Here is a 26,489-nt window from a genome sequence, read left to right as displayed (position 1 = left end):
AAATGGGGTGAGGAAAGAATATTTCCTCACCCCAACATTTATTATAGAACCGAAAGATTTCTTGTAAGGAAGTGGTCAGAACTTCCAATTGAATCCAGCTCGCAGGCTGTAGGTGCGATGAAAGTCATGACCAACGTAGCGTTCCATATCAAAGTACATGGACTGTTTATCTCCGGTCTTGACGCTGTAGCCAAGGCCGATAACGCCCCAGGTTCCTTTTTGATCATTTGTTGTGATATAGCGGTCGGTGCCATATGCCGCTGTTACATCATCTCCATCGAGGAATTCGTGGAGCAGGGACGCCTTGAAATAGCATTTGCTGTCAAGTTTCGGGTCAAGGTGCTTTACGAGGTCAAAGCCGAGGCGCCCCACGAGGCTCCAGCTGTGGTCCGCGGAGAGGGAAATCCCTTGGGAATCCACGGTATCAACCCCTCCGAGGTAAGAAACCTGGACCTGGGCTTGCGGAACGACGCTCCAGTCTTTTGAGAGCTTGTTGACCCGCCCGTATTCGGTAGAAAGATTGACTGAATGTCTGGTGTAATCGGCTGCATAGCCTGTGCCTGTTATTGCATCAGTGACACTGTAGTCTTCCTTGCCATAATGGTATTTGAGATAGCTGTCCCAGTAACTGTAGGTGCCTTTTTTCCAGTCGGCTTTCCTGGTGAGCTCTGTCGGGGTGTACACATGGGTATCATAAACGCTGATGGCGGTATCACGAAGCCCTAGGTTTCCGCTGGTTCCTTCAAAGTGACCTTCATTTTTGGTGCAGGCCACAGAGGTACTCAAATGATGCTTATGAGGCTCCTGGTTCCGTAAGACTGTTGTATAGCCAAGTTCATAGGTGTTGCCGTCAAGTTCGCCCGTCCCATCAATGCCAAGATTGCGGTAACGGAAACGAATCCAAGCCCCTTCGTGAGCGTCCGGCGTGAAGTACTGCGTGTGACCGCTTCGATTGGTAAAGGTATCCAGGTCGGTGAGGTAGCGCCAAGAAAGATCTGCTAGACGGGAGGGTGTCTTTGCGCCTTCATTGTGCTCGCGGCTCTTGACGACATAGATATTGACGGCGCTGTCCCCATTATAGAGGGCTTCCACATTTTCCGTACCGGGTTTTGCGAAATTTAGAGGACCGACTTCCTGAGAAACAGAGTAGGTCGAACCGCCGTTTCGGTCGTTATTGTAGGCAGCCGTATTCAAGGCGTCGGACGAAAGGGAACGGTATTCCGTCTTGTAGAGGTTGTTATAAATGCCGGAAGAAAGGGCGGAGACGAGTGTGCCGCTGCCAAAACCAAAGCCCGGATTCTTTACTGTTGCAAAACGAACGGCGTCACCCGGTTCCATCTCCTTATCCAAGGTGCTGATGTTTTTAATGGCGAGGGTCTGTTTATCACTGGTTCCGTTCTCGACGTAGAGCATATCGCTTTGACTGCCGTCATCGGCATCAAGGTCCATGGCAAAGGTGTGACTCCCCGAAAGGGTTCCGATTTCAAGGGAATCTCCACCGCTTTGATACTGCACGGCCCCGCCGTCGCCCGAAAGGGTCGTTACGGCAGAAGCCTCCGTCATGTTCCATGTACTGCCGGCGTCAAGGGTGAGATCAATGGCTCCTATTCCCGGCAGGGGAGGATGAATGATATCTTCTCCTGAAAGGAGGCTTTCTTCTGACATGGAGGCCGCCATGATGCGCTCATTTAGAAGCCCCGTATCGGCTTGCCCCGTAAAAAGGGAGCCGTCACTGAGCGTAAGGGAAATTGTCCCCCCCGGAAGGGCTGCCTCAGGGTCCGTCGGGAAAATCCGTGTTATATTTCCAAAGTCGCTGCCAACGGAGGCATCCTCTCCATAGGCATACAAGTTGCCCGTAAGGGTGAGGGTTGCATCATCTGTGGGTGCCATCATGATGGTGCCCTTGTCGTAGGCGAGAAGATTGCCCTCTACAGAACTCCCTTTTCCGTAGGTTACAGAAAGGGTGCTCCCATCGCTTGATTTAGCTGATTCGGAGGCCGTCTCATTTTCTGCGACAAACAAATTTTCACTAGACGAAGGAAATCCGCCCGTGGAATCATCTCCAGTTCCGTCCCATCCGGGAACTGACTGACCGGAGCCACTGGCATCTCCTTCCTGAAAGGGATCGGGCACACCTGGGTCTACATTGGACGTATCCACGGCATGGGCTGCCAGGAAGGCAATACTACTTTTTACGGAAAGGGAGGCATTCTTGATTTCTGTCTGACTGCCCGTAAGGGACGCCGCCGCAATAGGACGCGCCACCACGGCCTCAAATTCCTCACCTGTGGCATCATCTGTCATCTTAGCCATGATAGGCTCTGTGCCCGTCGCAATTGTAAGGGTGCCGCCCTGAGCATCAACGCTTGTTTGGGACGCGTTCCGCGTCATGATGCCATAGAGAGGGGCTGTAATTTTTGTGCTTCCCGTGAGGGTCAGCTTGGCGTCTGTGCTCAGCTGGGCCCCTGTGCTATTTTCAGCGGAGATGACGTTGGTCCCTTTTGCGGATAGACTGGCTTCCATGCCATTCCATAGGTTGACAGCCGTCTGTTTCGCATCAATGATATTGTCGCCCTCTGCTTTAAGAATGACTTTCCCGGCAAGGTAAGATGTGATAGGGCTGCCTTCCGCCGTCACATCGATGCTGCTATAGCCACTCCCGCGGATGCCATAGGTAGCTCCGGTGACTTGGTTATTGCCACCAGCTGTGAGGGTGACGGTCCCAAAGGCCGGGCCGGCTTCTCCCCCACTTGCTATTGTCCCGACACTGATGCCGCTGCTGTAGGCATCGTTTGAATTGACAGAAATGAGATTGTCTTTTCCTGCCGAAAGCGTTACATCAGCACCGAGGAGGGTCTGGATGCCTGAAATGCCGTAAGGGTTTTGATTCTGCAGAGTATTGCCTGCCGTGGCTGTGATTGTGTTGCTGCCCTTTGTTGTAAGGGTAATCTGGGTGCGTTCATCCGTATTGATTCCACTGGGTGGCATATCCGGATTGGTTGGGTCATAAGGAAGTTCGCTTTCCCAAAAGCCATCAGAATCATCGCTCGCATCGGGAAAAAATCCTGTATCGTTATTGTCGCTGGGTCCACTCGCATAAAGGCCATGGTTGAATCCTTGCAGGGTAATCCCTTTTTCTCCTTCCAGAGTCACGTTTCCCCCTTCCGCGTAAAGGCCGGCTGCTTGGAGAGGGGTGAAAAACCAATTAGAATCATCGATGAGCTGAGTGTCGGTGGTGGAAGAAAGGGTCAGTTCCTGGGCTTTCATGGTGAGCGTCTTGCCGCTTGGCACATAAATCCCAGCCCGCGGACCCTTAACAGCAAAGCTTCCGTCCGCATTTGTAATGGTCACTTGCTCCGAGCTATCATTATCCCATGTGTTCCCGCTCCCCATGGAAAGAGTCGATTCGCTGGAAGCATTTTCGAAGACTGTATCTTCCGCAAAGGTCATCTCCGGATCAGATCCTATGGTAAGCACTTCAGCTGATGCTGCCGGTGATAACGATAGCACATAGAGCAGCACGCCTAGCGCACTTGCTGCAGATTGAAAAGAACCGCGATGTTTCATGTTACTTCCTCTCTTTTCTATTTAATAATGTGAATATTTGATGAAATCGTATATGTCGTTCATTATACCACAGATAAATGAAAAAAATAATTTAAAAGATAATTATTATTGAATGTAAATAAAATAATGAGTATTTACCATAAAATGAGGATTAAAATGAAACATTGGGACGGATTCCTGTTAAACAATGGCACTTCGAATCACGGCTCCACGGACGCCAAGAGCCTCCAGAAGGGATGCCCTTGGATCGGGCCAGGAAAGGCCTCCTAAGACATAGATAGGCAGGGGGGAAGAGTGTATGAAGTTGGGGAGAGGCGTTAATCCGAGGGGAAGATTGTTGGGTTTGCAGGAGGTCGGAAAGAGGGGGCTTACAATCAAGTAGGAGGCTCCTGATTGAAGGGCTGTTTCAACTTCACTTAGAAAGTGTATGGAAATTCCCACGCCGTGGGGATAGGGCAGCTTCGTTTTGCCCTTTTCCAATAGGCATCCTGCTTCTTGAGGATGCATCTTTGACCATGCAGTCCAACTGCGTAAGGGCATATGAACTCCAGCAATTGCATCATCAAGGGCCAGATCCGGATGATTATGCGCAAGGAGCGGAAGCTTCCAGGCTTTGCAGAGATGAGCCGTTTCCTTAAATAGGTCCTCGTACGCCTCTTTTGATAGATCTTTTTCGCGAAGGATGAGGGCCGACGGGAATGGTGAAAGGTCAGGGATGCGTTTTTTTAGATAAGGAATCAAGGGCTCGGGATAAATCGTGCGGTCCGTCACAAGGACGTAGGGAAAGGACGCGTTCATAGGAAAATCGCGTCCGCCATGACGGGCTGCATCCCTTCTGATACAAGGTCGTTAAAGACGGCGTCTACGGAGCGGTGGTCGGCAATCTCAAACTGGTCGTCCCCTTCTTCTTTTTGGTGGCTGTGGGCACCAATGCCCGTGCTCACGCCGGCGGAAATCTTTGTGGCCGCAATCTGCATGAGGTGATCCCTGACGCGGGGCACTTCACGCGTTGAGACCGTGAGGGCCGAACTCGGCATCAAGAGACGGTAGGCACAGCAAATCTGGAGGAGTTCCGCTTCGCCGACGCCCATGGGGTAAATGGTCGTATTGCCCTTGATGGGGCGCAGGCGAGGGCAGGAAAAGGCGATTTCCGCATGGGGATACTTGCGCTGAAGGAGGTAGCCATGAAGGCCTGTAGCAAAGGCGTCGCGGCGAAAGTCTGAAAGACCCAGGAGCGCGCCGAGACCAACGCCGCGCATGCCGCCTAAAAGGGCCCGTTCCTGCGTATAGAAGCGGTAGGGGAAGACCCGTTTATTGCCCGCAAGGTGCAGCTTGCCATAAAGGTCATGGTCGTAGGTTTCCTGGAAAACGGTCACAAAGTCGCAGCCGCATTGGTGCAGGTATTCATAGTCTTTTTGGTTCACGGGATAGATTTCAAGACCGACAACGCGGAAGTAGCGGCGTGCCATCTTGCACGCTTCTCCAATATAGGAAACGGGGGACATGTGGCTGCTTTCGCCTGTGAGCATGAGGATTTCCTCAAGACCTGTGGCGGCAATGGCCTTCATTTCTTCTTCCATCTGGGCAAGGTCAAGACGGGCCCGGTGAATCTTGTTGTGGCAGTTGAAGCCGCAGTAGATGCAGTAATTTTCGCAGTAGTTTGCTAGATATAGGGGCGTAAAAAGAGCAACACTATTGCCGAAATAGCGGTCCCTAACGGCTTTGGCCTTTTGCGCCATGGCTTCAAGGTAGGGCCTTGCCGCAGGCGAGAGGAGGGCTCCGAAATCATGGGGCGAAAGGACGTCATTTCTAAGGGCCGCTTTGACGTCACTTGCCGAGTAGGTCTGCTCTTCAAATTCTTTCATGAGGCGCTCCACATCTTCCAGCATGGTGGATGGCAGCTGGTCCATGCCGGGCTCGTAGGTCATGGGGTCCTTGATAGAGGAGGCAATGGTCTTTTTGGCTTCTTCCGTCACAATGGTGGGGTTGATCTTTTCTTCTGTCATGGTCATCGCCTCCTAGTCTTCGTCCCGCAAAAATCCCGTCAAGGGACTCGAGGGGTCGGCCCCTTTTTGAAGGACGCGGCCAAGCCCCGCAAGATAGGCTGTGCGGCCCGCTTCAATGGCAAGGCGGAAGGCTTCTGCCATTTGGACGAGGTTTCCGCTTGTGGCAATGGCCGTATTGGCCATGATGGCTGTTACGCCCATTTCCATGGCGGCGCAGGCTTCGGACGGCTTTCCGATGCCGGCATCAACGATGATGGGAAGGTCAATTTCATCAAGCAGGATGTTAATCCATTCCTTATTGACAAGGCCTTTATTGGACCCAATGGGGGCGGCAAGGGGCATGATGCAGCTTGCGCCGGCATCTTTCATGGCGCGGGCCGCTGTAAGGTCCGGGAACATATAGGGCATGACGACAAAATCCTCCTTTGCAAGAGTCTCCGTGGCCTTGATGGTTTCTGCGTTGTCAGGAAGGAGGTAACGCGAATCCTTCATGATCTCGATCTTGATAAAGGGCGTATGGCAGATTTCTCGGGAAAGACGGGCGATGCGTACGGCTTCGTCAGCGTTTCGGGCACCTGATGTGTTGGGAAGGACTGTCACCGATTTGGAAATATAGTCCATGATGTTGGCCTTGCCGCCTGTATTGACGCGGCGCAGGGCAAGGGTCACCATTTCCGCACCGGCCCCTTTGATGGCCGCTTCGATAAGGGGCAGGGAAAATTTTCCCGACCCTAGAATAAAGCGGGACGAAAAGGTGTGTCCATCCAAGGTCCAAGTATCGTTTTCTTTCATGCTAAATTCCTCCGTATTCTTTTAAAAGGTGCGGCGCTTAATAGGCGCCGTTTTTTCCAAGCAGCAGCCACGTGACGACGTTTGCCATCATGGCACTGCAGATGGCAACGCGGGGCGCCATGAGTCCAGCACCGGGTTTAGGGGCCGAGACACTGTCGCCGCAAAGATAAAAAAGGGGGCTCACTTCCCGCACCTTCATGAGTCCTGTTTTCCCAAAGCCCGCCATGCCGGAGCCGCTTACAAGATAAGCGTCCGGTTTTTGGCAGCGCACTTCACGGGCCAGCATGGCCTTTTGGTCCGCCTTATCAAAGGCTTCACAGATGATGGTCGCGTCCCCGACGCAGGATGCAAGGTTTTTCGGGGTGACGCGGGCCGTGACGGTTTCATAGGTAAGGAAAGGATTGATCTTCATGAGGAATCCTTTGAGGGCGTCCGTTTTTTTGACGCCCACGTGCTCCACAAAATAAGACTGGCGGTTGAGGTTTGTCCAGTCCACGTTATCAAAATCGACAAGGCGCAGATGGCCTACCCCGATGCGGGCAAGACTCACGGCGATATTGGAGCCAAGGCCACCGAGACCGCAGATGGTGACAAAGCCAGCGTCCAGTTTTTCCTGGACCTTTTTCCCATGGCGCTCGCAAAGGGCGCTATAAATGGCGCCTGCCACTGGATCCGATGTATTCCAAGGGGTGAGAACTGCCGTTTTTTCAGCCGCCGCCAACAAAGCTCACCACCTCCAGTCGCATGTCCTTTTTGAGCGCCATGGCGTCCCAATCTTCTTTTGGCACAAGTCTGCCGTCCACTTCTACGGCCGTGTAGATAGGTACGGCACCTAGGGCCTTCAAGGCGTCCGTAACAGTGGCGCCTTCTTTTAGGGTGCAGGCCTTGCCATTTACCATGATTTCCATTTCTTCCTTCCTCCTTTTTGCTGAAACGGCAAAAAAGGTCCACGAAAGTTGGCACCCGAGGTGGTGCCCCCCTTCGTGAACCTTTTGGTTCAGTCTCAGCCTATGAATTTTTTCAAACAAAATAGCGGGGACCTTTTCGATCCCCGCCTGTCAATTGCGTCATCCCTACGTTGGCATTATCCAAATCAGGTTGTGGGTCGAAGTCGAACTTCCTCTCAGCAAAAAGCTCCCCAAATATTCTGTTTACCTTGTAAGCATAGTCCTTTTACATAACATTGTCAAGTCAGGCGCCCCTTTAGAAAGTCGAAATCTGGTGGCACAGGGCCTTCCCCACGCTTTCTGCCATCTTGTCAAGGGTCTTTACGCGCACCAGGTCCTTACCAAAGATTTTTTGGGCATCTTCCATGGAGCCTGCAATTTCATCGTTGATGAGGCCCACGATGCGCACGCCGTCGCGGCGCAGGGACGCGGCTTCGGCCGCCGTGTCATCAACGGCCCGCTCGTCCCGGTATTCGTGCTGGCTAAGGGCTCCTTTGCCAGTATAAAGGGGATGGTCATCATTCGGAGACGCGTCCGTCAGCATGACAAGGATTTTTTTGGCATCTGTCAGGTCCCCCATGAGGACGCGGGCGCCGCGCAGGGCAAGACCGTCCCGGTTCCAGCCCGTGGCACAATAGCTAAAAACACTCGTGCTTTTTTTCTTTTCTTCATAGCTTTGGTAGAGCGTCATGACTGTATAGCCTCGGAGGGTACAGAAGGAATAAATTTGGTAAGGAATGCCGCAGGCGCGCAGGGCCTCTGCAATGACGTAGGCCTGGGCTGCAATGACCCGCTGGTATTCGCCGCGCGACGCTGAGGCGTCGAGCATAATGTCAACCGTAAAGTTTGGGGTATAGACATCTTCCTGACCATAAAAGACCCTGTTGTCGTCCAAATAGAGTCCCCGCCAGATGAGCCCTGGCACAAGGTCTCCGCTTTTTGCTGGAATGGGCAGCTTCATGCGCGTCATCTGGAGCGCCGTGCGCAGCTGCCCCGTAAGACGGGTGATGCTCTTGCGATATTTTTCGTTATTTTCTTTGTAGTAGGTGATGTTGCGGGCGCGCTGTCTGCGGGCATTTAAAAGCCACTGGGAAGCATCTCCCGTTGCTCCTTTGCTCCCGAGGCGCCCCCGCGTAAAATGCAGGTGGGCGCCCCGATGGGGGCCGGTGCAGTATTGCCGTTCAATCGCAAGGACCTTATCGGCACTGTAAAGGGAGGCCCCAAAGCAGGTGACAATATAATCGTGGTTTTTTACGGCAGTTTGGCCGGTAATCAGGGCCATGAGGCCATTACGCTCCTTCTTGCCGTTTACGATTTCTTCCTCATCATGACGCACGACCTGGAAGTTCAGGATGGATTCATGTCGCGTCTTAAACTGCGGCACGAGAAAGTTCAAGATGGCGGCTACAGGGCTTGAGATGATGACCTTTTCCAAGCTTTCTCGAACAAGGAAGCGGGAAACAAAGTACTTTTTTGTCAGCTTGCGAAAATGGTCGCAAATTTCTTCTGCTGTCCATGACGGGTCAAACCGCAGCCCTTCATAAAGCCCCTTGGCCCAAGGATCCACAAGGCCGGTTTTTTCACCAAGAACTTCATGCCAGCGGGCCGCTTGCATTTCTTGGGCCACGCCATGACGGATGGAAAGGGGCCCGTTAAAATAGTTTTGGGCCTGCTGCCTGCGAAGATAGGCAAGGACAGGGCGCTGGGGGAGTTCCTTGACATAGGCGCAGCCTTCTAGCCCCAGCCACAAAAGGTCACTGAATAGATCGGCAAGGGCGGCGGTCTTCATCTCGTCAAAAAGTGCTTGCAGGACCTTCATGTCATAATATTTTCGAATAATGCCAATGACGGCATTGAGGTAGAGGTTCGGTTCGTGCGTGTCAGGGACAAAAGAAAGAAAATCCGGATCGTAAGTGTAGTCTCCGGATACGTCCCAGACGATGTTGAGAGCCCGTCTCCGCCGGTAGTCATATCTTTTCTTTGCCATCGTGAACCTTCTTAGTCACTGAAAATATCACGTCTGCCATAGGATCCTGGAATGTGGAGGTTGATTACATCGAGGATGAGGGCTGGCTCATATTCGTCAAAGGATTTGTTGATGATACCCATTTTGAGGGCCCGGTGAGCTTCAAGACCTCGTTTCATGAGATGGAGGGCGTCAAGGAGACCGCGCAGGTCAAGGGCCTTATCGGAAATTTCCGCTTCACTGCATTTTTTCTCCAAATCAAGGAAAATCTGCACAAAGGCATCGCAGGCCGTATCCTTCATGGTCGGGAATTCTGTCCGTAAGAGACGGGCCAGCGGCTTTTCCTTGATGGGCGGCAGCTGGATGACCGTAAAACGGCTCATGAGGGCCTCGTTCATTTCCCGCGTGCCTGAGTATCCGTAGTTCATGGTGGCAATGAAGCGGCACGCCGGGTCGACTTCAATCATGCGATAGCCCGGAATGTCGATGCGGCGGCGGTAGTCGAGGAGGGAATGAAGTACTGCCATGGCTTCGTTGCGGGCCATATTGATTTCGTCAAAAACGCCGAAGCCGCCCCTCGTAGCGCATTCATAGACCGGACCGGGACGGAACTGGACTTCCCCGTTTTTAAAGGTATCGGTGCCCAGCATGGCTGATGCGTCCATGTTGATATGGAAGGAAATGTTCCACATGGGGCGGGAAAATACTTGGGCCAGATTTTCAGCAAGAACGTTTTTGCCCGTTGCCTTGGGGCCTACAAGGAGCAAATTCTGCCCACATAAGAGGGCAGAAAGGGCGTCTTCCCAGACTTCCTTGCCAAAAAAAGGAAAATGGGGCATGGGCACACGGTCCTTATCCGCTTCTGTTACAGGAAACTTGCCGCGATAGGCTTCAAGGTCTTTGATGAGGCTTTCCTCGACGCCTTCACTGCGCAAAAAATCAAGTGATAACATAGTGATCAGTCCTTATCAAGTAAATGTCACTGCTATTTCATATTATACCACGGGGACTTGATGGTGCTGATAAAATCTCCCTGTTTTTCTGTTGACAGGAAAGAAAAGCGGTTGTAGAATCATATAGAAAAAATTCTATATGTAGGAGGCTGCAAATGAATGACAGCTACCAAGACTTGGCCCGCTTTTTGAAAGCCCTGTCCGATCCCAAACGCCTTGCCATTGTCGATATGCTTTCCTGCGGCGAGCGCTGTGCCTGCGACCTGCTTGATTATTTTTCCGTTACCCAGCCCACCTTGTCCCACGATATGAAGGTACTTCTTGCGTGCGGTATCTGCACAAGCCGGAAGTCAGGGAAAAATACCTATTATGCCCTGTGTGGTGACACCCTTGAAAAGTTCGAAGGGGTTCTCCATCATATCCTGTCACCCAAAAAAGACTGTATTTGCTTTTTGCAGAAAAAGGGGAAATGTACCTGTGAATCCTAACAGAAAGAAGGAATCCATCTTGAACTTTGAACCTGCATCGGGTATCAGTTTTTTTCAGCGCTATTTGACCCTTTGGGTCCTTTTATGCATGGCTGCAGGCATTGCTGTAGGCCATTTTATGTCGGGCCTTGTTACCTTGCTGAATGGTCTTACAGTGAGCGGGATTTCTCTTCCCATTACAGTCCTTATTTGGATCATGATTTTTCCTATGATGATGAAGGTGGATTTTGAGAGCATCCGCAGCGTAGGAAAAAATCCTAAAGGTCTTTTTGTCACGTGGATTGTCAACTGGCTTGTGAAGCCCTTTTCCATGTATCTTGTGGCCTCCTTTTTCCTGATGGTCCTGTTCCGCTCCTTGATCAGCACGGACCTTGCCCGTCAGTATCTTGTCGGAGCCGTTTTGTTAGGGGCGGCGCCCTGCACGGCCATGGTTTTTGTCTGGAGCACGCTCACAAAGGGGGACCCCGCCTATACAGTGGTGCAGGTTGCTACGAATGATCTCATTATTCTTGTGGCATTTATCCCCATCGTGCGTTTTCTTTTGGGCGTTTCCCAAGTGGCGGTGCCTTACGGAACCCTCTTTTTGAGCGTCATTCTCTTTGTCCTCATCCCCCTTGTAGTCGGCACGCTGACGCGCCTTATGGTCACGCGGCGAAAGGGCATAGCCTATTTTGAATCCGTCTTTTTGCCGCGATTTGACCATGTGACCATGGTGGGGCTCCTCTTGACGCTCGTCATCATTTTTGCCTCTCAGGCGGAACTTATCCTTCGTAATCCGTTCCATATCGTCCTGATTGCGCTTCCCTTGGTGCTGCAGACCCTCTTCATCTTTACTGTCAGTTTTGGCACCTGTCGGCTCCTGCACCTGCCTTTTGCCATTGCTGCACCGGCGGGCATGATTGGGGCGTCAAATTTCTTCGAACTGGCTGTTGCTGTTGCCATTGCCCTTTTCGGGACTTCAAGCCCGGCGGCTCTTGCAACGACGGTGGGGGTCCTTACGGAAGTGCCGGTCATGCTTTTTTTAGTAAACGTTGCCAATCGGCTTAGATGGTAACAAAAAACCTGCTGCCTCAATATGGACAGCAGGTCATTTTTATTTTGCGTGCCGTTTTTTTGCCCGTCGATGGAGCACAAAAAGCAGTAGGTAGAGCATGCCGACACCGGTAAGAAGTGTCAGGGGTGCGCTGCCGCCTGTTACGCCGGCAACAATGTAGCTGATGAAGCAGGAAATGGCAACGACCGTTGCATAAGGAATCTGGGTCGCGACATGCTGCATGTGGTTGCAGCCTGCACCGGACGATGACAGGATTGTCGTATCGGAAATCGGGGAGCAGTGATCGCCGAAGACGGAACCCGCAAGGGTGGCCGCCAAGGTCACGGTCATGATCTCACTGGGAGCAGCCTGGCAGATGAAGACGACAATGGGAATAAAGATCCCAAAAGTACCCCATGCCGTTCCGATGGAAAAGGACAATCCTGCGGATACGAGAAAGACGATGGCTGGAATCAGTTCCACAGGCAGATGGCTTTGCTCAACGAGCATGCCGATGAATTTTCCTGTGCCAAGATAGCTTTGACAGAGCGTTCCAATGGTCCAAGCGAGGGTCAGGATGATGTAGGCGGGTACCATGGTGTTGATGCCAGTTGCAATGTTGCTCATGAAATCCTTGAAAGACAGGAGCTTTCTAGGAACAAACATGATAAAGGCAAGGATAAGGGCCATAAAACCGCCAAGAACAAGGGCCGCTGAAGAGTTGCAGTTGCCGATGGCTTCTTGGATGGTCATAGGTTTGGTCCAGTAGCCGCCGTTGTAGATCATGGCAAGAATGGTAAAGATGATGAGGCCTCCAATGGGGATGATGAGGTCCCAGACTGTTCCTTTAGGAAGGTTCCCTTTGTCAGTGGGGCTGACCTTTTGGTCAATAGCGCCCAGGTCTCCTTGGGTCTCTGCCTTCCATTCCGCGTCCGCCATGGGACCAAATTCAAGATCCGTAAAGGAAAGGGTGAGGACCATGAGGATGGACAGGATGGCGTACATATTGAAAGGAATAGTGGCAAAGAATGCGGACAGTTCATTGGTAAAAGAGCCTGTTTCAAAAAGGGTGGAGCCTACGGCGGCAGCCCAGCTCGAAACCGGTGCGATGATGCAGACCGGAGCGGCCGTCGTATCAATGATGTAGGCTAATTTTGCACGGGAAATATGGTACTTGTCCGTAACTGGCTTCATAACCGTTCCGACTGTGAGGCAGTTGAAATAGTCATCGATGAAGATGAGCACACCGAGAAAACTGGTGGCAAGTTCTGCGGACCGTTTGCTGCGGATTTTTTGCGTGGCCCAGGCTCCATACGCTTGGGAGCCGCCCGCTTTGGTAACGACACAGACGAGGGCACCCAGAAGGGCTAAAAAGAGGATGATGTTAAATTTATCCGGTGTGCCGACAGTCTTTGCCATGACCTCAAAGGGAAAGGCCACCATATCCATGAAGCCGGCGCCCGTAAAGGCACAATAGATTACGCCGCCGGAAAGGATCCCCAGCATGAGGGAAGAAATGACTTCTTTTGTGATGAGGGCAAGGGTGATGGCAATGAGGGGTGGGAGCAGGGAATATATGCCAACGTCAATGGGTTCCATAAAATCTTTGTCTCCTTTTTGTTTACGTGAATTGATTTGCTTGTTACAAAGCCTTACTATTTTACCATATTTCACGGATTCGACATCAAAAATCTATAAAAATTCTCCATTTTGCTGTAAAATGGAACTATCTGAAAATAATTCTATCAATTTTGTTGCAGAAAAGGGAGCGATGCAGATGGAGAACCTTTTTCAGTGGATCAATTCGGTCCTTAAGTTTGTCGGCCCCCTCAGTGACTTTTTCTGGGACGTGCCGACTATGTTCCATGCCTATAAGTCCTTGCCTATCTTGGGCTCTTTTTCCCTTGCTATCGTGCTGCTGATGGGAAGCGGAATCTACTTTACCCTGCGTCTTGGCTTTATCCAAGTAAAAGGCCTGCCGCGCGCCATTCGCCTCATGGCGCATAATAAAGCCGATATGGGTATTTCTCCTGTTGCTGCCTTTATGCTGAGCTCTGCCATGCGCGTTGGTCCGGGTAACATCCTTGGCGTGACGGGGGCTATTTCTGTTGGGGGGCCGGGGGCCATCTTTTGGATGTGGGTATCCGGCTTTTTTGGCATGGCTACGGCTTTTGTTGAAGGAACACTGGCTCAGCTTTTCAAGGAACAGAAAGGACGGGAATTTGTCGGTGGTCTTCCTTTTTACGGCAGTGCCCTCCTTAATGGAAGCTCTGCGATAGGAATCTTCCTTTCAGGCCTTTATATTTTCTACGCCTTGGGCTGCCTGCCCGCCCAAGGGTATAATGTTGTCTCTTCCCTTGGCACCATGGCCGAAATCGTGACAGAAAGCTCCATCGATACGCAATCGACCTTCTATTATGCGGCGGCAGCCATTGTCATTGGGCTTACGGCCATCCTGACTTTTGGCGGCATCCGGAAAGTCACGAAAGTAACGGATCGTATGGTTCCTGTCATGGCCGTAATCTATGTGGGAACGACACTGATTCTCATTGCCGTAAACCTTGACAGCGTACCCTATTTCTTTCGTTCTGTATTAGAAGGCGCCTTTACGCCGGCGGCAATTTTTGGCGGAACCTTCGGTACCGTTCTCGTTCAAGGCGTCAAACGCGGCCTCATGTCAAACGAAGCCGGCCAGGGGACCATCACCATGAGTGCCGCCGCAGCAGACGACAATCATCCCTGTGAACAAGGACTGCTTTCTGCCCTCGGCGTCTTTCTTGATACGCATATCATCTGCACCATGACGGGGTTTATCGTTATTATGGCCCACGCTTGGGACAAGGATCCTGCTCTTTGGCAGGATGCCGGAAAGCTCCCGAAATACCTTCTTTCTGTTTCGGAACTGGTCCCGACAGCGTCCTTCCACGCCGCGGTCAATTTTGCCCTGACGCTTTGCTTCTGTCTGTTTGCCTATACCTGCCTTGTGGGCATGATTTCCTTTTCGGAAATTGCCGCTGCCCGTATGGGAAAAAGTCAGAACCTTTTCATAACGGTGCGCGTCCTTGCCCTAGGTGTTGCCCTTTTCGGTGTTCTGGTCAATATTGCGGGCTATGATCTGGGAAATCTCTGGGCGTTTTCGGACCTTGCCAATATCATCCTTTGCTACGTCAACGTGCCACTTCTTTATCGAGGTTTTGCCTACGTCCTAAAGAGCAAGGAACACTTTGTAAGCGGCAGTACGGAGCCTTTTGACGGCAGTATCATTGGTATCCATACGCCATGCTGGCCCCGCGATTCCCATAAAGGGTAAGGCAGGTGTTCATGCGTTATCCCTTCCTTGACGCCCTGCGCGGGTTTTCCCTCTGTTCCATGACGCTCTACCATCTCCTGTGGGATATCGTCTACTTGAGTGGCCGCAGCCTTCCTTGGTATGATGGAATGGCGGGGTATCTTTGGCAGCAGAGCATCTGTTGGACCTTCATTGCTGTGAGCGGGGTGTCCCTTGCCTTTGAAGTTAAAAAGAAAGGACGGAAAAGGGCAGCGAAAAGCCGACTCGTCCTTGTGGGGTGGGGGACGGCCATCACCTTTGTGACGCGGCAGGCCATGCCCCAGGAACCTATTTATTTTGGCGTCATTTTTTTTCTTGGTGCAGTGTCCTTGCTGACGATTTGCTTCTGGCCTGTCATGGAGAAAAAGCCAAAAGGAGCAGCCCTTTTCTGCGGCACCCTTTTTTTCTTTTTGCGCAACGCACCGAGGGGCTTTTGGGGCTTTGAACGGATGGTGGGACCGGCCTTACCGGAGATGCTCACCCATTTCGGTCTTTTCAGTGCTTTTTGGGGGTTCCCACCAAGGGACTTTTATTCAGCGGATTATTTTCCCCTGATTCCATGGTGGGGCCTTTTTGGGTTTGCTGCTGCTCTGGGTGCCCTGTGGCTCAAAAAAGGCTCTGTACCTGACCTCCTAAAAAAAGACGTCCCTTTTCTGCGCACATTAGGCAGAAAGTCCCTATGGATCTACCTGCTGCATCAGCCCGTGATCATGGGGGTGTTGTGGGGGATGGGAATGATAAAGATTTAACTCGGAGTATAAATGACTCCGAGTTTTTGTTTTGATGCTGTGATGCTAAGGCTGGCCCCAAACCGTCCCTTCTTCGAAGGGTGGGGGCCGAATTACATTCACCCTCAAACATGTTTCTCGGACTTCCGCTTCGTTTCAAAAGCGTCCTTTGAAACTCCGGGCGAATATGCCTCACTACCGTTCGTATAGGGACGTCACTGTCGTTCCTCATCTACCTCCAAACCCGGGAAATTCTGATCATAATAAACTTGCTGAAATTTCCACAAAATAGTAGTGCTAATGAATTTTGTAAGCGACACCTTCTTACACGAAAACGGTTCCTTTACTTCTGCAGCCGCCTTTTATAGGACCGGGCGGCTTCCAAAGTTCCGGATCTGTATTTGAGTAAATATGGCAGACGTCCATTACAAATTTAGCAGTCACTTGTTCCGCGTTTAACAACGCAGATGGACCGATATGGACCGTAGACGAAATCGTTTTCCGTTGCAATCAGAAAAAAATCCTAGGAGCGGTTCGACCGACGACTGCATTTTTTCGGGCGAATTTAAGCTGAATTTGTGTTACGTAACTTGTTACGACGGGGCATGCCCCATTACCATCAAATAGCTCTGTTTTCTGTAATGGGGCACGTAATTACATCGAATCGGAGCGATTTTTTGCTTCAAGTAAAAATAAAGAAGGTGGTTTGGGGTCGGCCTTATGAGCCAGCCGCCGCAGGCGGCCTCAGTCAGGCTGCCACTGGCAGCGTCTTAGCCAAGGGCATGATGAATGTTGAAGTTGGCTCGCCTCAGCCAAAGAAGGCCCCGTATCTATATGCTTTCCGCATTAGCCTACAAAAAATCCCCTAGAAAACAATTCGTTTTCTAGGGGATTTCTTTCTTTTCCTTACTTTCCAGCTGCCACTTCGCGCAGGGCTTCACCCATGCGGCGGATGCCTTCTTTGATGCGGTCATCAGGCATATTGGAGTAGTTGATGCGCATATGACGGTCGCTCTTTGTTGTCGGGTAGAAGAATTCCCCGAGGACGCCAGCTACATTTTTTTCAATGCATTTATCGAAGACCTTGCGGGCCGAGACACCTTCGGGGAAGGTGAGCCACAGGAAGAGCCCGCCTTCAGGATGGGTCCAGGTCGTGCCGTCAGTAAATTCCTTTTCCATGCACTGGATGATGAGGTCGCGGCGATGGCCATAAAGGGCGTTGATTTCTTTTACATGTTCATCAAGGCTGAATTCGTCCATATAGCGGTCAATGATGGCCTGATCAAAAGCGGACGAATGAAGGTCCGCACTTTGCTTGACCTTGACGAACTGAGGCATGATATCCGGGGAGCAGGCCAGCCAGCCGATACGCAGGCCTGGGCAGAATGTCTTGGAGAAGGTGCCCATGCCCATGACCTGACCGCGCTGATCCATGCTAAGGAGCGAGGGATTTGTTGTCCCTTCATAGCGCAGTTCCCCATAGGGGTTATCTTCCAGAACGGGGATATCATACTTTGCCATGATTTCCATAAAGGCTTTACGGCGTTCCATAGGCCAGCAGATGCCTGTCGGGTTTTGGAAGTCGGTAATGACATAAACAAGCTTGACATTTTCCGTCGTTTCAAGGATTTTTTCGAGGGCTTCCGGAATCATGCCCTTATCATCGGTCGGGACTTCCTTGAACGTGCATTCGTACGCCTTGAAAGCGTTGATGGCAGCAAGGTAGGTCGGAGCCTCCATGAGGACCACGTCGCCGGGGTTCAGGAAAATCTTGCCGGCCATATCGAGGTTCTGTTGGGAACCCGTTGTAATCAAGATGTTTTCCATCTTGAGATCGGAGTTGTAGATTTTGTTCATGCGGTCAGCAATCTTTTGTCGCAGGGTGGGTCGGCCTTCGGTCGTTGCGTACTGGAGAACTTTGCGGCCTTCTTCGGCGCAGACTTCCTGGGCAACCTTACTGATTTCATCGACAGGGAAAAGTTCCGGTGCGGGCAGACCGCCGGCAAAGGAGATGACTTCCGGGCGCTGGGTTACTTTCAGGATCTCACGGACGGCCGATGCTTTCATGCCGGCCATGCGGCTTGCTAATTGGTACTTCATAATTTTTCAAACCCCTCTCGAATACATGGTAACGGTGATTGCACTTTGTATACAATCCATTGGTATGTTATGAATGACTCTATTTTATTCCTCATCATTACAATAGTCAATTGAAAATATAGCAATCTACCTATAATGTAAAATAAAGAAAAAAACGTATCTAAATACGGAGTTTCGTCGTCGCTAAAAGGACAATTTTTAGTGGGATAAACCCTTTTTTCACGCTTCGTCCAATATGGTATAATGACAGGGATCCAGTTACGGGTGGGAAAAAGCGACTTTTTCCATCTTTTCAATCCTGAAAGGAGATTTTCATGAACGAGACCTTCCTTATCATCGATGGCAGCAGCTTGATCCATCGCGCGTTCTTTGCCCTGCCTTCCTTTACCAATAAAAAAGGCGTCAATACAGGTGCTGTCTATGGATTATGCAATATGCTCCTAAAACTTCTTGAAGAAGTGAAGCCAAGCTATATGGCCGTTGCCTTTGATAAATCGCGGCATAGCTTCCGGACGGAAAAATTTGCCGATTACAAGGGGCAGCGCAAGGCAACCCCGCCGGAACTTAAGGAACAGTTTCCTCTTGCCATTGAGCTCTTAACGAGCATGGGCATTCCGACCCTGGAAATGGATAATTACGAAGCAGACGATCTGATTGGGACCCTTTCCGCAACAGCTCCAAAAGAAATGAAGGTCATCATTGTAACGGGCGACCGTGATGAATTCCAGCTCATCAAGGAAAATGTCCATGTCTACTTCACTAAAAAAGGCATCACCCAAATTGGTAATTACGACGAAGCGGCCTTCCAGAAAGAATACGAAGGCCTTAGCCCCCGCCAGATCATCGATCTTAAGGGCCTTATGGGCGACACGAGCGACAATATCCCCGGTGTGCCCGGTGTCGGCCCCAAGACGGCCCTCAAGCTCATCAAGGAGTACCAGTCCGTGGAAGCCGTTTTGGATCATGCCGAAGAGGTCAAGGGCAAGAGCCTAAAGGAAAAGCTCGTCACCTTTAGGAATCAAGCCCTCCTTTCCAAGGAACTTGCCACTATTTGCCTCACTGTTCCCATGGATACGGATCCTGCGTCGTATCGACTGACGGGCCTTACAGAAAAAAGCCGTGTCCTCATGGATGACCTCCAATTCAAGAATATGTGGAACCGGTTTTCCCCGGTCCTCGGACTTGCCGATGGAGTGAGTAAAGCTCAGGATGGCGGTGAAATGAGCATGTTTGGCGAGGTCATTGCCGAAGATGCCTATGAAACAGTCCCGCTTGCTTCGTTAGAAGCTGCCACAGCCTTTTTGACGCGTGTAAAAGAAGGCAGTGCGCCCCTGTCCCTTATGTATGAAACAGAAGGCCTCTTGCCGCACCTTACCCTTACCAGTCTTTCCGGTGCCCATGATCACAAGGTCTATGTTTGGGATAAGGCCCTTTTGAATGATGCAAATATGCTCGCCCTTTTGTGCGATGGCGCGATCAAAAAGATCGTCCCAAACCCAAAAGAACTGTATAAATTCATGCAGGGAAAGGGTGTTAGCCTGCAAGGCGTTATCGGAGATCCGTCTCTAGCGGCCTATCTTTATGAGCCGGGTGAAACCCATTATGACGTAAAGAGCCTTGCTGAAACGTATCTTCCTGCCAGCTGCGGCGGTACGGCCCAAGATGTGGAAGCCCTTATGCCCGTACTTGAAGGCCTCATGGCTGAACGCGGTCTTACGGAACTTTATCGGGACATTGAGCTTCCCCTTACGAAGGTTCTTGCTAATATGGAAGTAAATGGTATCACCCTGGATAAGGGCATGCTTGATGAAGTGACAAAGAGCATGACAAAACAGGTGGCTGACCTTGAGCAAAAGGCGAAGGAAGAGGCTGGTGAGGACTTCAATGTCAATTCACCCAAACAGCTGGGCGTTATCCTTTTTGAAAAATTGGGCCTTCCCATCATCAAAAAGACAAAATCAGGCTATTCCACGGATGTGAGCGTCCTGGAACAGCTGCAGGGAGAACATCCCATCATCGAGACCATCATGGAGTACCGTACGCTGTCAAAGCTTTTATCCACGTACTTAGTGGCGCTCCATCCCCTCATCAATCCCAATACGGGCCGCATCCATACCCATTTCAATCAGATGGCGACCGTGACCGGACGGCTTTCCAGTACGGATCCAAATCTGCAGAACATCCCTACCCGGACGGAAGTAGGCAAGCAAATGCGCCGGATGTTTGTACCCGGCAAAGGGTATGACCTCCTCATGAGCTGTGATTATTCCCAGGTTGAACTGCGCGTCATGGCAAGCATTGCCGGCGATGAACGCCTCATTGACGCCTTCCGTCATGGCCAGGATATCCATAGCAGGACGGCCTCGGAAATCTTTGGCGTGCCCATTGAGGACGTAACGCCTTTCATGCGCAGCAAAGCAAAGACCGTAAATTTTGGCATCATCTATGGCATCAGCGATTTCGGCCTTGGCCGGCAGCTTGGTGTGCCCAGAAGCGAAGCCGCTCAGTATATTGACAGCTACTTTGCCCGCTATACGGGCGTTAAGGAATACATGGAAGGGGAAAAGAAGAAAGCCCGTGAAATGGGATATGTCGAGACCCTTTTTGGCCGGCGCCGTTATTTGCCGGACATCCATGCAAAGAACTTCAACCGCCGCAGTTTTGCGGAACGGACGGCCATCAATACACCTATCCAAGGGACGGCAGCGGATATCATCAAGATTGCCATGCTCCATGTGGCTAAAGAACTCAAGGAAGCCGGCGTAAAAAGCCGCGTCCTTCTCCAGGTCCATGACGAACTGGTCCTTGAAGTGGTGGAAGAAGAAAAAGATAAAGTCAGTGCCATCGTGAAAAACGCTATGGAGCGCGCTGTCACCCTGAAGGTGCCCCTTGTGGCTGATATTGCCTTCGGTAAGACCTGGGCTGACGCAAAATAAGAGGGAAGGTGTGGGGGGACCCGCGCCTTTTCTCTCAAGGTAAAGGAGAAATGATGCCGGAACTTCCAGAAGTCGAACAGGTACGGATCTCCCTGGAGCCGTACGTATTGGAACAGAAAATTGAAGACGTGAGAATCTTATTGCCCCGCATGATTGTCCACCCTTCGCCTGAAGGGTTCAGGAAGGGCCTTAGGGACGCTGTCGTGACGGCTGTCCTCCGCCGAGGAAAATATTTGTCCCTCATGCTCAAAGGCGGTGAAAGGCTTATGGTGCATCTGCGGATGACCGGTGCCTTCCTCGCTGTAAAAAAAGGAGAGCCCCTGCCGCCATTTGCGCGCTGGGGCCTGATTCTTTCCGGAGCTTATGATTTGTGGATGACAGATATCCGGACTTTTGGTACAGCGGCCCTTTATCAAGAAGGGGAGCCCCTTGATAAGGGCTTTGAAGCGCTGGGACCGGAACCGCTTGATGGCGCAATGACCGGCACCTATCTTAAAGAAAGGGCGCGTCATAAGAAAACCCAAGTTAAACCCTTTATCCTTGATCAGTCCATCATCGCGGGACTTGGCAATATTTATGCCGATGAATCCCTTTTTGCGGCTGGCATCCGGCCTACGAAAAGGGTTAGCCGAATGACCAAAAAGGAATGGGAGCGACTTGCCATTGCCATCAAGGAAGTCATTCAAAGTGCCTTGCGCCATCATGGAACAACGTTCCGCAATTACCAGGATGCAAACGGAAAAATGGGGGATAACTTCCGGTACCTCAAGGTGTATCATCGCGGTGGGAAGCCCTGTCCATTGTGTGGGAAAACGCTCACGAAAACGAAAGTGGCGGGACGGGGCACCGTGTACTGTGCCCACTGCCAGAAATAGGAGGTTCATATGATCATTGGACTGACCGGCGGTATTGCGTCCGGAAAAAGTACGGTGAGCGCTTATTTGGCCCAAAAGGGCATCCCCGTTTTCGATGCTGATCGCTCGGGCTGGCATGTGGAAGAAAAGGGATCGCCTTGTTTAGCAAGGCTTGCCAAGCGGTTTGGAGAGGAAATCCTGATGGCAGATGGGCGCTTGGACCGAACCCGTTTGGCGGCGCTGGCTTTTTCGTCAAAAGAGGCCACACAGGATCTTAATGCAATCGTCCATGGCGCAATCAAAGAAGAAAGGGATGCGTTTTTACGCCTTCATAAGGACGACAGCCTCGTGGTCATTGACGCCCCCCTCCTTCTTGAAGGACACTGGGAAAGCGTATGTGATGAAGTTTGGCTTGTTTTTATTCCTGAAGAAGAACAGGTCCGCCGCGCCATGAAACGCTCTGGAATCACGCGGAAAGAAGTTCTCATGCGCATCAGGCGTCAGATGCCCCTTGTTGAAAAACGCAAAATGGCCGATGTCATCATTGATAATAGTCAAACGCTGGAAGCCCTTTATGAGCAAGTTGACCAGGCCCTTATGAAGGCGCTGGAAAGAGCCAGCACTATGGAAAATGAAAAATTTTCATGAACTTTACTTTTTTCCTCTGTATCTAAAAGGGAACTTTGGGCATCTTTCCGTGTCAAAAGGCTTTTTTGCTTTGGTCTTCCGTAAATAAGGAGAGTTGTCATACCCTCTTCCAATTTGTTACAATGAATAAGCAGGCTTTTTGTCGTGACCATCCTCTACGGGGGACCGCTTCAAAAAGCACGCCTGAAGTTAATCGTGATGCAGCTGTCAAGTGGGTGTCTGCTAGGGCAGCACCATGATCCATAGAGAGGGATTTCATTGAAGAAAAAAGAACAAAAGAAGCAATCTTCAAGACACTTCCATGGCCTTTTGGCCCTTATCCTAGTGGCTGTGGCGGGGTTTCTTATATGGCGCACGGATTTTTTCCAGCGCCGTGCGGTCTATCAGTGGCCTTATGGAAAGGAAATTCATCAATATAGTGCGCAGTACCGCGTAGATCCCTTTCTTGCCGTTGCCGTGATCAAAAATGAAAGCGGTTTCAACCCAGATGCGGAATCAAAAACAGGGGCCTTGGGCCTCATGCAGATTATGCCAGAGACGGGAAGCTGGATTGCCAAGAGTACGGATTTTCCTAATTTCAAGGCCAAGATGCTGATGCTGCCTGAACTGAATATCAAATTTGGGTGTTGGTACCTCAGTGAACTGGAATCAGAGTTCCAAGGCAATGAGATCCTCATGCTTGCCGCTTATAATGCAGGTCGCGGCACGGTCAAGGAATGGATGGCTGAAAACGGGTGGGGATTTGGCTTCAGTGATATTTCCGCCATTCCTTTTTCCGATACGCGGGAATATGTGCGAAAGGTCCTTTATGACCGTCAGCGTTATGCCGAACTCTACCACACCGTGAGCAACTGATGATGGGAAAAAGGGCGAACTGCAGCTTGATGAAATTTCCTAAAAAACTTCTTGACTCTCTTTTTGATTTCTGCTAGAATAGCATTGTTGTTGATGACAACGCGGCCATGGCGGAACAGGCAGACGCGCTAGCTTCAGGAGCTAGTGGGGGCAACCCCGTGGAGGTTCAATTCCTCTTGGCCGCACCAATTTTATCTGGTGCACGCGGTTGTGGCGGAACGGCAGACGCGTCAGCTTGAGGGGCTGGTGAGAGCAATCTCGTGTGGGTTCAAGTCCCACCAACCGCACCAAATCAAAGGATGAATCGTATCGAGCAAATGCCCGATACGATTTTTTTGTTGTAAAACTTTCAGCCTCGTAACAAAAAAAGGAGGTCGTTTCTCTTTTTTTGAAGGATTGCGGGATGACTTCCCGTTTCTATAGTATTTTTCGATGGATGGAAAATCGCCTTTCTTTCCTTTTTGCTGGAAATTTCTTATTAAGGGATAAAATTCACTCTTTATTCATTTTAAGAAGTGTCTTTTTTTCTTGTTTTACCAAAGCTGCTACGGTCTTTTCCTGTTTACTTAGCCCATCAGTTTTTCTGATAGGGCTTTTTTCTGCCATGGGAGAACGTGGCGAACCATGCTACAATATGGGTATGATGAAAGAACCGAAATCTTGAAAAAGGAAGTGGACCCTATGACCCAAACAATTCAGATGAAAACGCCCCTTGTTGAAATGGATGGCGATGAAATGACCCGCATCCTCTGGAAGATGATCAAAGATATCCTGATTCTTCCCTATATCGACCTCAAGAGTGAATACTATGACCTGGGGATGAAACACCGTGATGATACGGATGACGAGGTCACCATTGAGTCGGCGCTTGCCACAAAAAAATACGGAGTCGCTGTCAAATGCGCCACCATTACGGCAAATGCGGCCCGTGTAAAGGAATATGACCTTAAGAAAATGTGGCCCAGCCCGAACGGAACGATCCGTGCCATCTTGGATGGAACCGTATTCCGTAAACCCATTATGGTCAAGGGGATTGCCCCGCTCGTCCGTAACTGGGAAAAGCCCATCACCATAGCGCGTCATGCTTTTGGTGACATCTATAAGAATACGGAACTGCGTATTCCTGCTGGCGGCAAAGCGGAGCTTGTCGTGACGGATGCGCAAGGTAGACAGACGCGCCGTACCATTCATGAATTTAAAGGAGAAGGCATCACGCAGGGCATCTTCAATACGGATGAATCCATTCGCAGCTACGCTCATGCCTGCTTTGACTATGCGCTATCTGTCAAGGAAGACCTCTGGTTTGCCACGAAGGACACGGTCTCTAAAATCTATGATCATCGCTTCAAGGACATTTTCCAGGAAATCTATGACAAGGAATATAAAACGCGGTATGAAGCGTGCGGGATTGAATATTTCTATACGCTCATCGACGATGTTGTCGCCCGTATCATCCGTTCCCGCGGTGGAATGGTCTGGGCCTGCAAGAACTACGATGGCGACGTCATGAGCGACATGATGGCAACCGCCTTTGGTTCCCTTGCCATGATGACTTCCGTTCTTGTTTCTCCTGATGGAAACTATGAGTATGAAGCTGCTCACGGGACGGTGCAGCGTCATTACTATAAATATCTCAAGGGCGAGAAAACTTCCACGAATCCTGTGGCAACTATCTTTGCTTGGTCCGGCGCTCTTAGAAAACGCGGTGAGCTCGATGGTCTCCCTGAGCTCCAAACGTACGCCGACGCCCTTGAAAAAGCCACTATCGATACCATTGAAAGTGGCACCATGACAGGTGATCTTTACAGCATGTCGAGCCTTCCGGAAAAAGTAAAAGTAAACAGCGAGGAATTCCTGAACGCCATTGCAGGTCGTCTCGAAAAACTTCTCGCTTGATTGGGATCCCTCGTGGCGATGGACGTTTGTCCCCTGCCATGGGGGATTTTTTACAAATACGGGGTATAATCAGATCACAATGGTTTTCGCATTCACAGTAGCATAGCATCACTGTGTCGGAGTGATTTTTTACACCGAGTTTTTTCAATCCGGTCCCCGTTTGCTATGATGAAACTGAATCCAAAAGGAGGGATACCATGGATACGATGGGTTATTTACGTAAAATTGGCCAGTTCGGGAAAAATCCTGATGGCTCCTATACACGGCATATTTTTAGCCCTGAATGGGAGCGTGCGGCAGACCTTGTCCGGAGCGAGATGAAGGCCCTTTCCATGAAGACGGACCGAGATGCCGCTGGAAATGAGCACGGTGTTCTTCTAGGCTCCGTTCCCGGTCTTCCGGCGATTATCCTGGGATCCCATCTTGACACTGTGCCTTCCGGCGGTCTCTATGACGGCGCCATGGGTGTCGCAGCGGCTCTTGCAGCGCTTAGCCGTGCTCAAAAAGAGGGCGCGATTTTCCGTCATCCAATGGAGATTTATGCCTTTAACGGCGAGGAGTTCAACCCCTTGGGAGCGCTTTTTGGAAGCCGCGTCCTCACAGGCTGGTTTGATTCCGAAGCGCCCCATATGAAAGATGCACTGCATTCCTTTGGCAAAACTGGGGAAGAGATGGCTGCGGCGCGGCGCGATTTTGCTGGCGTCAAATGCTATCTCGAGGCCCATATCGAGCAGGGGCCTGAGCTTGCTGCCCGAAAGCTTCCTGTGGGTATTGTTACGGGCATTGCCGGCGTCTTTCGGTATCGCGTCATCTGCCACGGCATGGCTAATCACAGTGGTACGACGCTGATGAAGCGGCGCCATGACGCCATGGTGGGCATGGCAAAACTGATTGTTTACGGGGATCTGAGGTGCCGTGAACTGGACGATCATCTCGTCTTTACGGCAGGGACCATCAAGTGCTTGCCCAATTCAGCCAATGTTGTACCAAACCGTGTGGAAGCAACGTTCGAAATGCGCCACTTGGATCGGACCCTGACAGATGCCCTCATTGCAGACATCAAGACCTACGCCGAAACAATCCCGGATGTCACCTTTTCCTTTGAAACGCGGGAAGAAAAGCCCGGCACCTACTGTGACAAGGGACTTCAGGAAGTTTTTCAAAATGCCGCGGACCGCCTTCATCTGCCTTACTTTGTCATGCCCAGCGGTGCCAGCCACGACGCTCACGCCCTGGCCCGCCGCGTTCCAGTGGGGATGATCTTTGTCCCGAGCCGCGATGGCATCAGTCATAATGGAAAGGAATGGACGGACGCAAAGGATGTGCGCGCTGCTGGGAACCTTCTTTATGAAGCTCTCCGAATCCTTGATAAGGAGGATTGAGCAACGTCCT

The 26,489-nt window shown here is 51.0% G+C and carries 20 protein-coding genes, 2 tRNA genes and 1 riboswitch; of the genes, 12 read left to right on the top strand and 10 right to left on the bottom strand.

Features of this window, described 5'->3' with window-relative positions; genetic code table 11:
• Positions 1–75 precede the first annotated feature (75 nt).
• The 8 genes from DW817_RS07770 to DW817_RS07735 form a co-directional block, all read right to left on the bottom strand.
• Positions 76–3,567, bottom strand: coding sequence for an autotransporter outer membrane beta-barrel domain-containing protein (locus DW817_RS07770; RefSeq protein ID WP_120112002.1), 3,492 nt, complete (start codon positions 3,565–3,567; stop codon positions 76–78).
• A gap of 180 nt (positions 3,568–3,747) precedes the next feature.
• Positions 3,748–4,365 carry a thiamine phosphate synthase gene (locus DW817_RS07765; protein WP_009014931.1) on the bottom strand — a complete coding sequence of 206 codons (618 nt, stop codon included), beginning with the start codon at positions 4,363–4,365 and terminating at the stop codon, positions 3,748–3,750.
• Entirely contained in the window at positions 4,362–5,579 is a 1,218-nt protein-coding gene (gene thiH, locus DW817_RS07760; RefSeq protein ID WP_120111998.1) for a 2-iminoacetate synthase ThiH, read from the bottom strand. The genes DW817_RS07765 and thiH overlap by 4 nt, the downstream gene beginning before the upstream one ends.
• A gap of 6 nt (positions 5,580–5,585) precedes the next feature.
• Positions 5,586–6,365: a thiazole synthase gene (locus DW817_RS07755; protein WP_120111994.1), complete on the bottom strand. Its 780-nt coding sequence runs from the start codon at positions 6,363–6,365 to the stop codon at positions 5,586–5,588.
• A gap of 37 nt (positions 6,366–6,402) precedes the next feature.
• Positions 6,403–7,089 carry a sulfur carrier protein ThiS adenylyltransferase ThiF gene (gene thiF / locus DW817_RS07750; protein WP_120111990.1) on the bottom strand — a complete coding sequence of 229 codons (687 nt, stop codon included), beginning with the start codon at positions 7,087–7,089 and terminating at the stop codon, positions 6,403–6,405.
• Positions 7,073–7,273, bottom strand: coding sequence for a sulfur carrier protein ThiS (gene thiS / locus DW817_RS07745; protein WP_009014927.1), 201 nt, complete (start codon positions 7,271–7,273; stop codon positions 7,073–7,075). Before thiS ends, thiF begins: the two co-directional genes overlap by 17 nt.
• A 144-nt stretch (positions 7,274–7,417) precedes the next feature.
• Positions 7,418–7,516, bottom strand: a riboswitch (TPP riboswitch).
• A 52-nt stretch (positions 7,517–7,568) separates the two neighbouring features.
• Complete coding sequence (locus DW817_RS07740; protein WP_009014926.1) at positions 7,569–9,299, bottom strand: hypothetical protein; 1,731 nt, start codon at positions 9,297–9,299, stop codon at positions 7,569–7,571.
• Between the two features lie 11 nt (positions 9,300–9,310).
• Positions 9,311–10,231, bottom strand: a complete 921-nt coding sequence (locus tag DW817_RS07735) for an AAA family ATPase (protein ID WP_009014925.1) — start codon at positions 10,229–10,231, stop codon at positions 9,311–9,313.
• Positions 10,232–10,386: 155 nt separating this feature from the next.
• Here DW817_RS07735 and DW817_RS07730 point away from each other — a divergent pair, with 155 nt between their 5' ends.
• Positions 10,387–10,719: a helix-turn-helix transcriptional regulator gene (locus tag DW817_RS07730; protein ID WP_009014924.1), complete on the top strand. Its 333-nt coding sequence runs from the start codon at positions 10,387–10,389 to the stop codon at positions 10,717–10,719.
• A 19-nt stretch (positions 10,720–10,738) separates the two neighbouring features.
• Complete coding sequence (arsB, locus tag DW817_RS07725) at positions 10,739–11,773, top strand: ACR3 family arsenite efflux transporter (RefSeq protein WP_243634099.1); 1,035 nt, start codon at positions 10,739–10,741, stop codon at positions 11,771–11,773.
• A 39-nt stretch (positions 11,774–11,812) separates the two neighbouring features.
• On the opposite strand, the gene DW817_RS07720 is transcribed toward arsB, so the two are convergent.
• A complete protein-coding gene (locus tag DW817_RS07720; protein ID WP_009014922.1) occupies positions 11,813–13,351 on the bottom strand; it encodes a Na+/H+ antiporter NhaC family protein in 1,539 nt (512 codons plus the stop codon).
• Between the two features lie 178 nt (positions 13,352–13,529).
• Between DW817_RS07720 and DW817_RS07715 the strand changes: the two genes are divergently transcribed.
• Positions 13,530–15,062, top strand: coding sequence for a sodium:alanine symporter family protein (locus tag DW817_RS07715; RefSeq protein WP_120111983.1), 1,533 nt, complete (start codon positions 13,530–13,532; stop codon positions 15,060–15,062).
• 11 nt (positions 15,063–15,073) lie between these two features.
• Positions 15,074–15,829: a heparan-alpha-glucosaminide N-acetyltransferase domain-containing protein gene (locus tag DW817_RS07710; RefSeq protein ID WP_120111979.1), complete on the top strand. Its 756-nt coding sequence runs from the start codon at positions 15,074–15,076 to the stop codon at positions 15,827–15,829.
• Between the two features lie 885 nt (positions 15,830–16,714).
• Here DW817_RS07710 and DW817_RS07700 read toward each other — a convergent pair.
• A complete protein-coding gene (locus DW817_RS07700; RefSeq protein ID WP_009014919.1) occupies positions 16,715–17,908 on the bottom strand; it encodes a PLP-dependent aminotransferase family protein in 1,194 nt (397 codons plus the stop codon).
• 314 nt (positions 17,909–18,222) lie between these two features.
• Between DW817_RS07700 and polA the strand changes: the two genes are divergently transcribed.
• The 8 genes from polA (at position 18,223) to DW817_RS07660 (ending at position 26,479) form a co-directional block, all read left to right on the top strand.
• Complete coding sequence (gene polA, locus DW817_RS07695; RefSeq protein WP_120111975.1) at positions 18,223–20,844, top strand: DNA polymerase I; 2,622 nt, start codon at positions 18,223–18,225, stop codon at positions 20,842–20,844.
• Between the two features lie 50 nt (positions 20,845–20,894).
• Entirely contained in the window at positions 20,895–21,719 is an 825-nt protein-coding gene (mutM, locus tag DW817_RS07690; protein WP_120111971.1) for a bifunctional DNA-formamidopyrimidine glycosylase/DNA-(apurinic or apyrimidinic site) lyase, read from the top strand.
• A 9-nt stretch (positions 21,720–21,728) separates the two neighbouring features.
• Positions 21,729–22,346 (top strand): dephospho-CoA kinase, encoded by a 618-nt coding sequence (coaE, locus tag DW817_RS07685; protein ID WP_021736565.1) that lies wholly within the window; start codon positions 21,729–21,731, stop codon positions 22,344–22,346.
• A gap of 258 nt (positions 22,347–22,604) precedes the next feature.
• Positions 22,605–23,201: a lytic transglycosylase domain-containing protein gene (locus DW817_RS07680; RefSeq protein ID WP_009014915.1), complete on the top strand. Its 597-nt coding sequence runs from the start codon at positions 22,605–22,607 to the stop codon at positions 23,199–23,201.
• A 101-nt stretch (positions 23,202–23,302) separates the two neighbouring features.
• Positions 23,303–23,389: transfer RNA gene (locus tag DW817_RS07675), tRNA-Leu, on the top strand.
• A 16-nt stretch (positions 23,390–23,405) separates the two neighbouring features.
• Positions 23,406–23,491: transfer RNA gene (locus DW817_RS07670), tRNA-Leu, on the top strand.
• 391 nt (positions 23,492–23,882) lie between these two features.
• Complete coding sequence (locus tag DW817_RS07665) at positions 23,883–25,097, top strand: NADP-dependent isocitrate dehydrogenase (RefSeq protein ID WP_120111967.1); 1,215 nt, start codon at positions 23,883–23,885, stop codon at positions 25,095–25,097.
• A gap of 197 nt (positions 25,098–25,294) precedes the next feature.
• On the top strand, positions 25,295–26,479 hold the full coding sequence (locus tag DW817_RS07660; protein ID WP_120111963.1) for a Zn-dependent hydrolase: 1,185 nt from the start codon (positions 25,295–25,297) through the stop codon (positions 26,477–26,479).
• Positions 26,480–26,489: the final 10 nt, after the last annotated feature.

The organism is Acidaminococcus sp. AM33-14BH (assembly GCF_003603525.1).
GTDB classification, from domain to species: Bacteria; Bacillota; Negativicutes; order Acidaminococcales; family Acidaminococcaceae; genus Acidaminococcus; species Acidaminococcus intestini.
Note: the sequence above shows the minus strand (reverse complement) of the source record. Positions and strands in the feature narration are given on the sequence as shown.

Excerpts from the sequence above, each read along its gene's own strand:
- DW817_RS07720 (WP_009014922.1), bottom strand. The coding sequence starts at position 13,351 with ATGGAACCCATTGACGTTGGCATATATTCCCTGCTCCCACCCCTCATT.
- DW817_RS07660 (WP_120111963.1), top strand. The coding sequence starts at position 25,295 with ATGGATACGATGGGTTATTTACGTAAAATTGGCCAGTTCGGGAAAAAT.
- DW817_RS07715 (WP_120111983.1), top strand. The coding sequence starts at position 13,530 with ATGGAGAACCTTTTTCAGTGGATCAATTCGGTCCTTAAGTTTGTCGGC.
- coaE (WP_021736565.1), top strand. The coding sequence starts at position 21,729 with ATGATCATTGGACTGACCGGCGGTATTGCGTCCGGAAAAAGTACGGTG.
- thiS (WP_009014927.1), bottom strand. The coding sequence starts at position 7,273 with ATGGAAATCATGGTAAATGGCAAGGCCTGCACCCTAAAAGAAGGCGCC.
- DW817_RS07665 (WP_120111967.1), top strand. The coding sequence starts at position 23,883 with ATGACCCAAACAATTCAGATGAAAACGCCCCTTGTTGAAATGGATGGC.
- DW817_RS07740 (WP_009014926.1), bottom strand. The coding sequence starts at position 9,299 with ATGGCAAAGAAAAGATATGACTACCGGCGGAGACGGGCTCTCAACATC.
- mutM (WP_120111971.1), top strand. The coding sequence starts at position 20,895 with ATGATGCCGGAACTTCCAGAAGTCGAACAGGTACGGATCTCCCTGGAG.
- DW817_RS07700 (WP_009014919.1), bottom strand. The coding sequence starts at position 17,908 with ATGAAGTACCAATTAGCAAGCCGCATGGCCGGCATGAAAGCATCGGCC.
- DW817_RS07730 (WP_009014924.1), top strand. The coding sequence starts at position 10,387 with ATGAATGACAGCTACCAAGACTTGGCCCGCTTTTTGAAAGCCCTGTCC.
- thiH (WP_120111998.1), bottom strand. The coding sequence starts at position 5,579 with ATGACCATGACAGAAGAAAAGATCAACCCCACCATTGTGACGGAAGAA.
- DW817_RS07755 (WP_120111994.1), bottom strand. The coding sequence starts at position 6,365 with ATGAAAGAAAACGATACTTGGACCTTGGATGGACACACCTTTTCGTCC.
- DW817_RS07735 (WP_009014925.1), bottom strand. The coding sequence starts at position 10,231 with ATGTTATCACTTGATTTTTTGCGCAGTGAAGGCGTCGAGGAAAGCCTC.
- DW817_RS07770 (WP_120112002.1), bottom strand. The coding sequence starts at position 3,567 with ATGAAACATCGCGGTTCTTTTCAATCTGCAGCAAGTGCGCTAGGCGTG.
- DW817_RS07765 (WP_009014931.1), bottom strand. The coding sequence starts at position 4,365 with ATGAACGCGTCCTTTCCCTACGTCCTTGTGACGGACCGCACGATTTAT.
- DW817_RS07710 (WP_120111979.1), top strand. The coding sequence starts at position 15,074 with ATGCGTTATCCCTTCCTTGACGCCCTGCGCGGGTTTTCCCTCTGTTCC.
- polA (WP_120111975.1), top strand. The coding sequence starts at position 18,223 with ATGAACGAGACCTTCCTTATCATCGATGGCAGCAGCTTGATCCATCGC.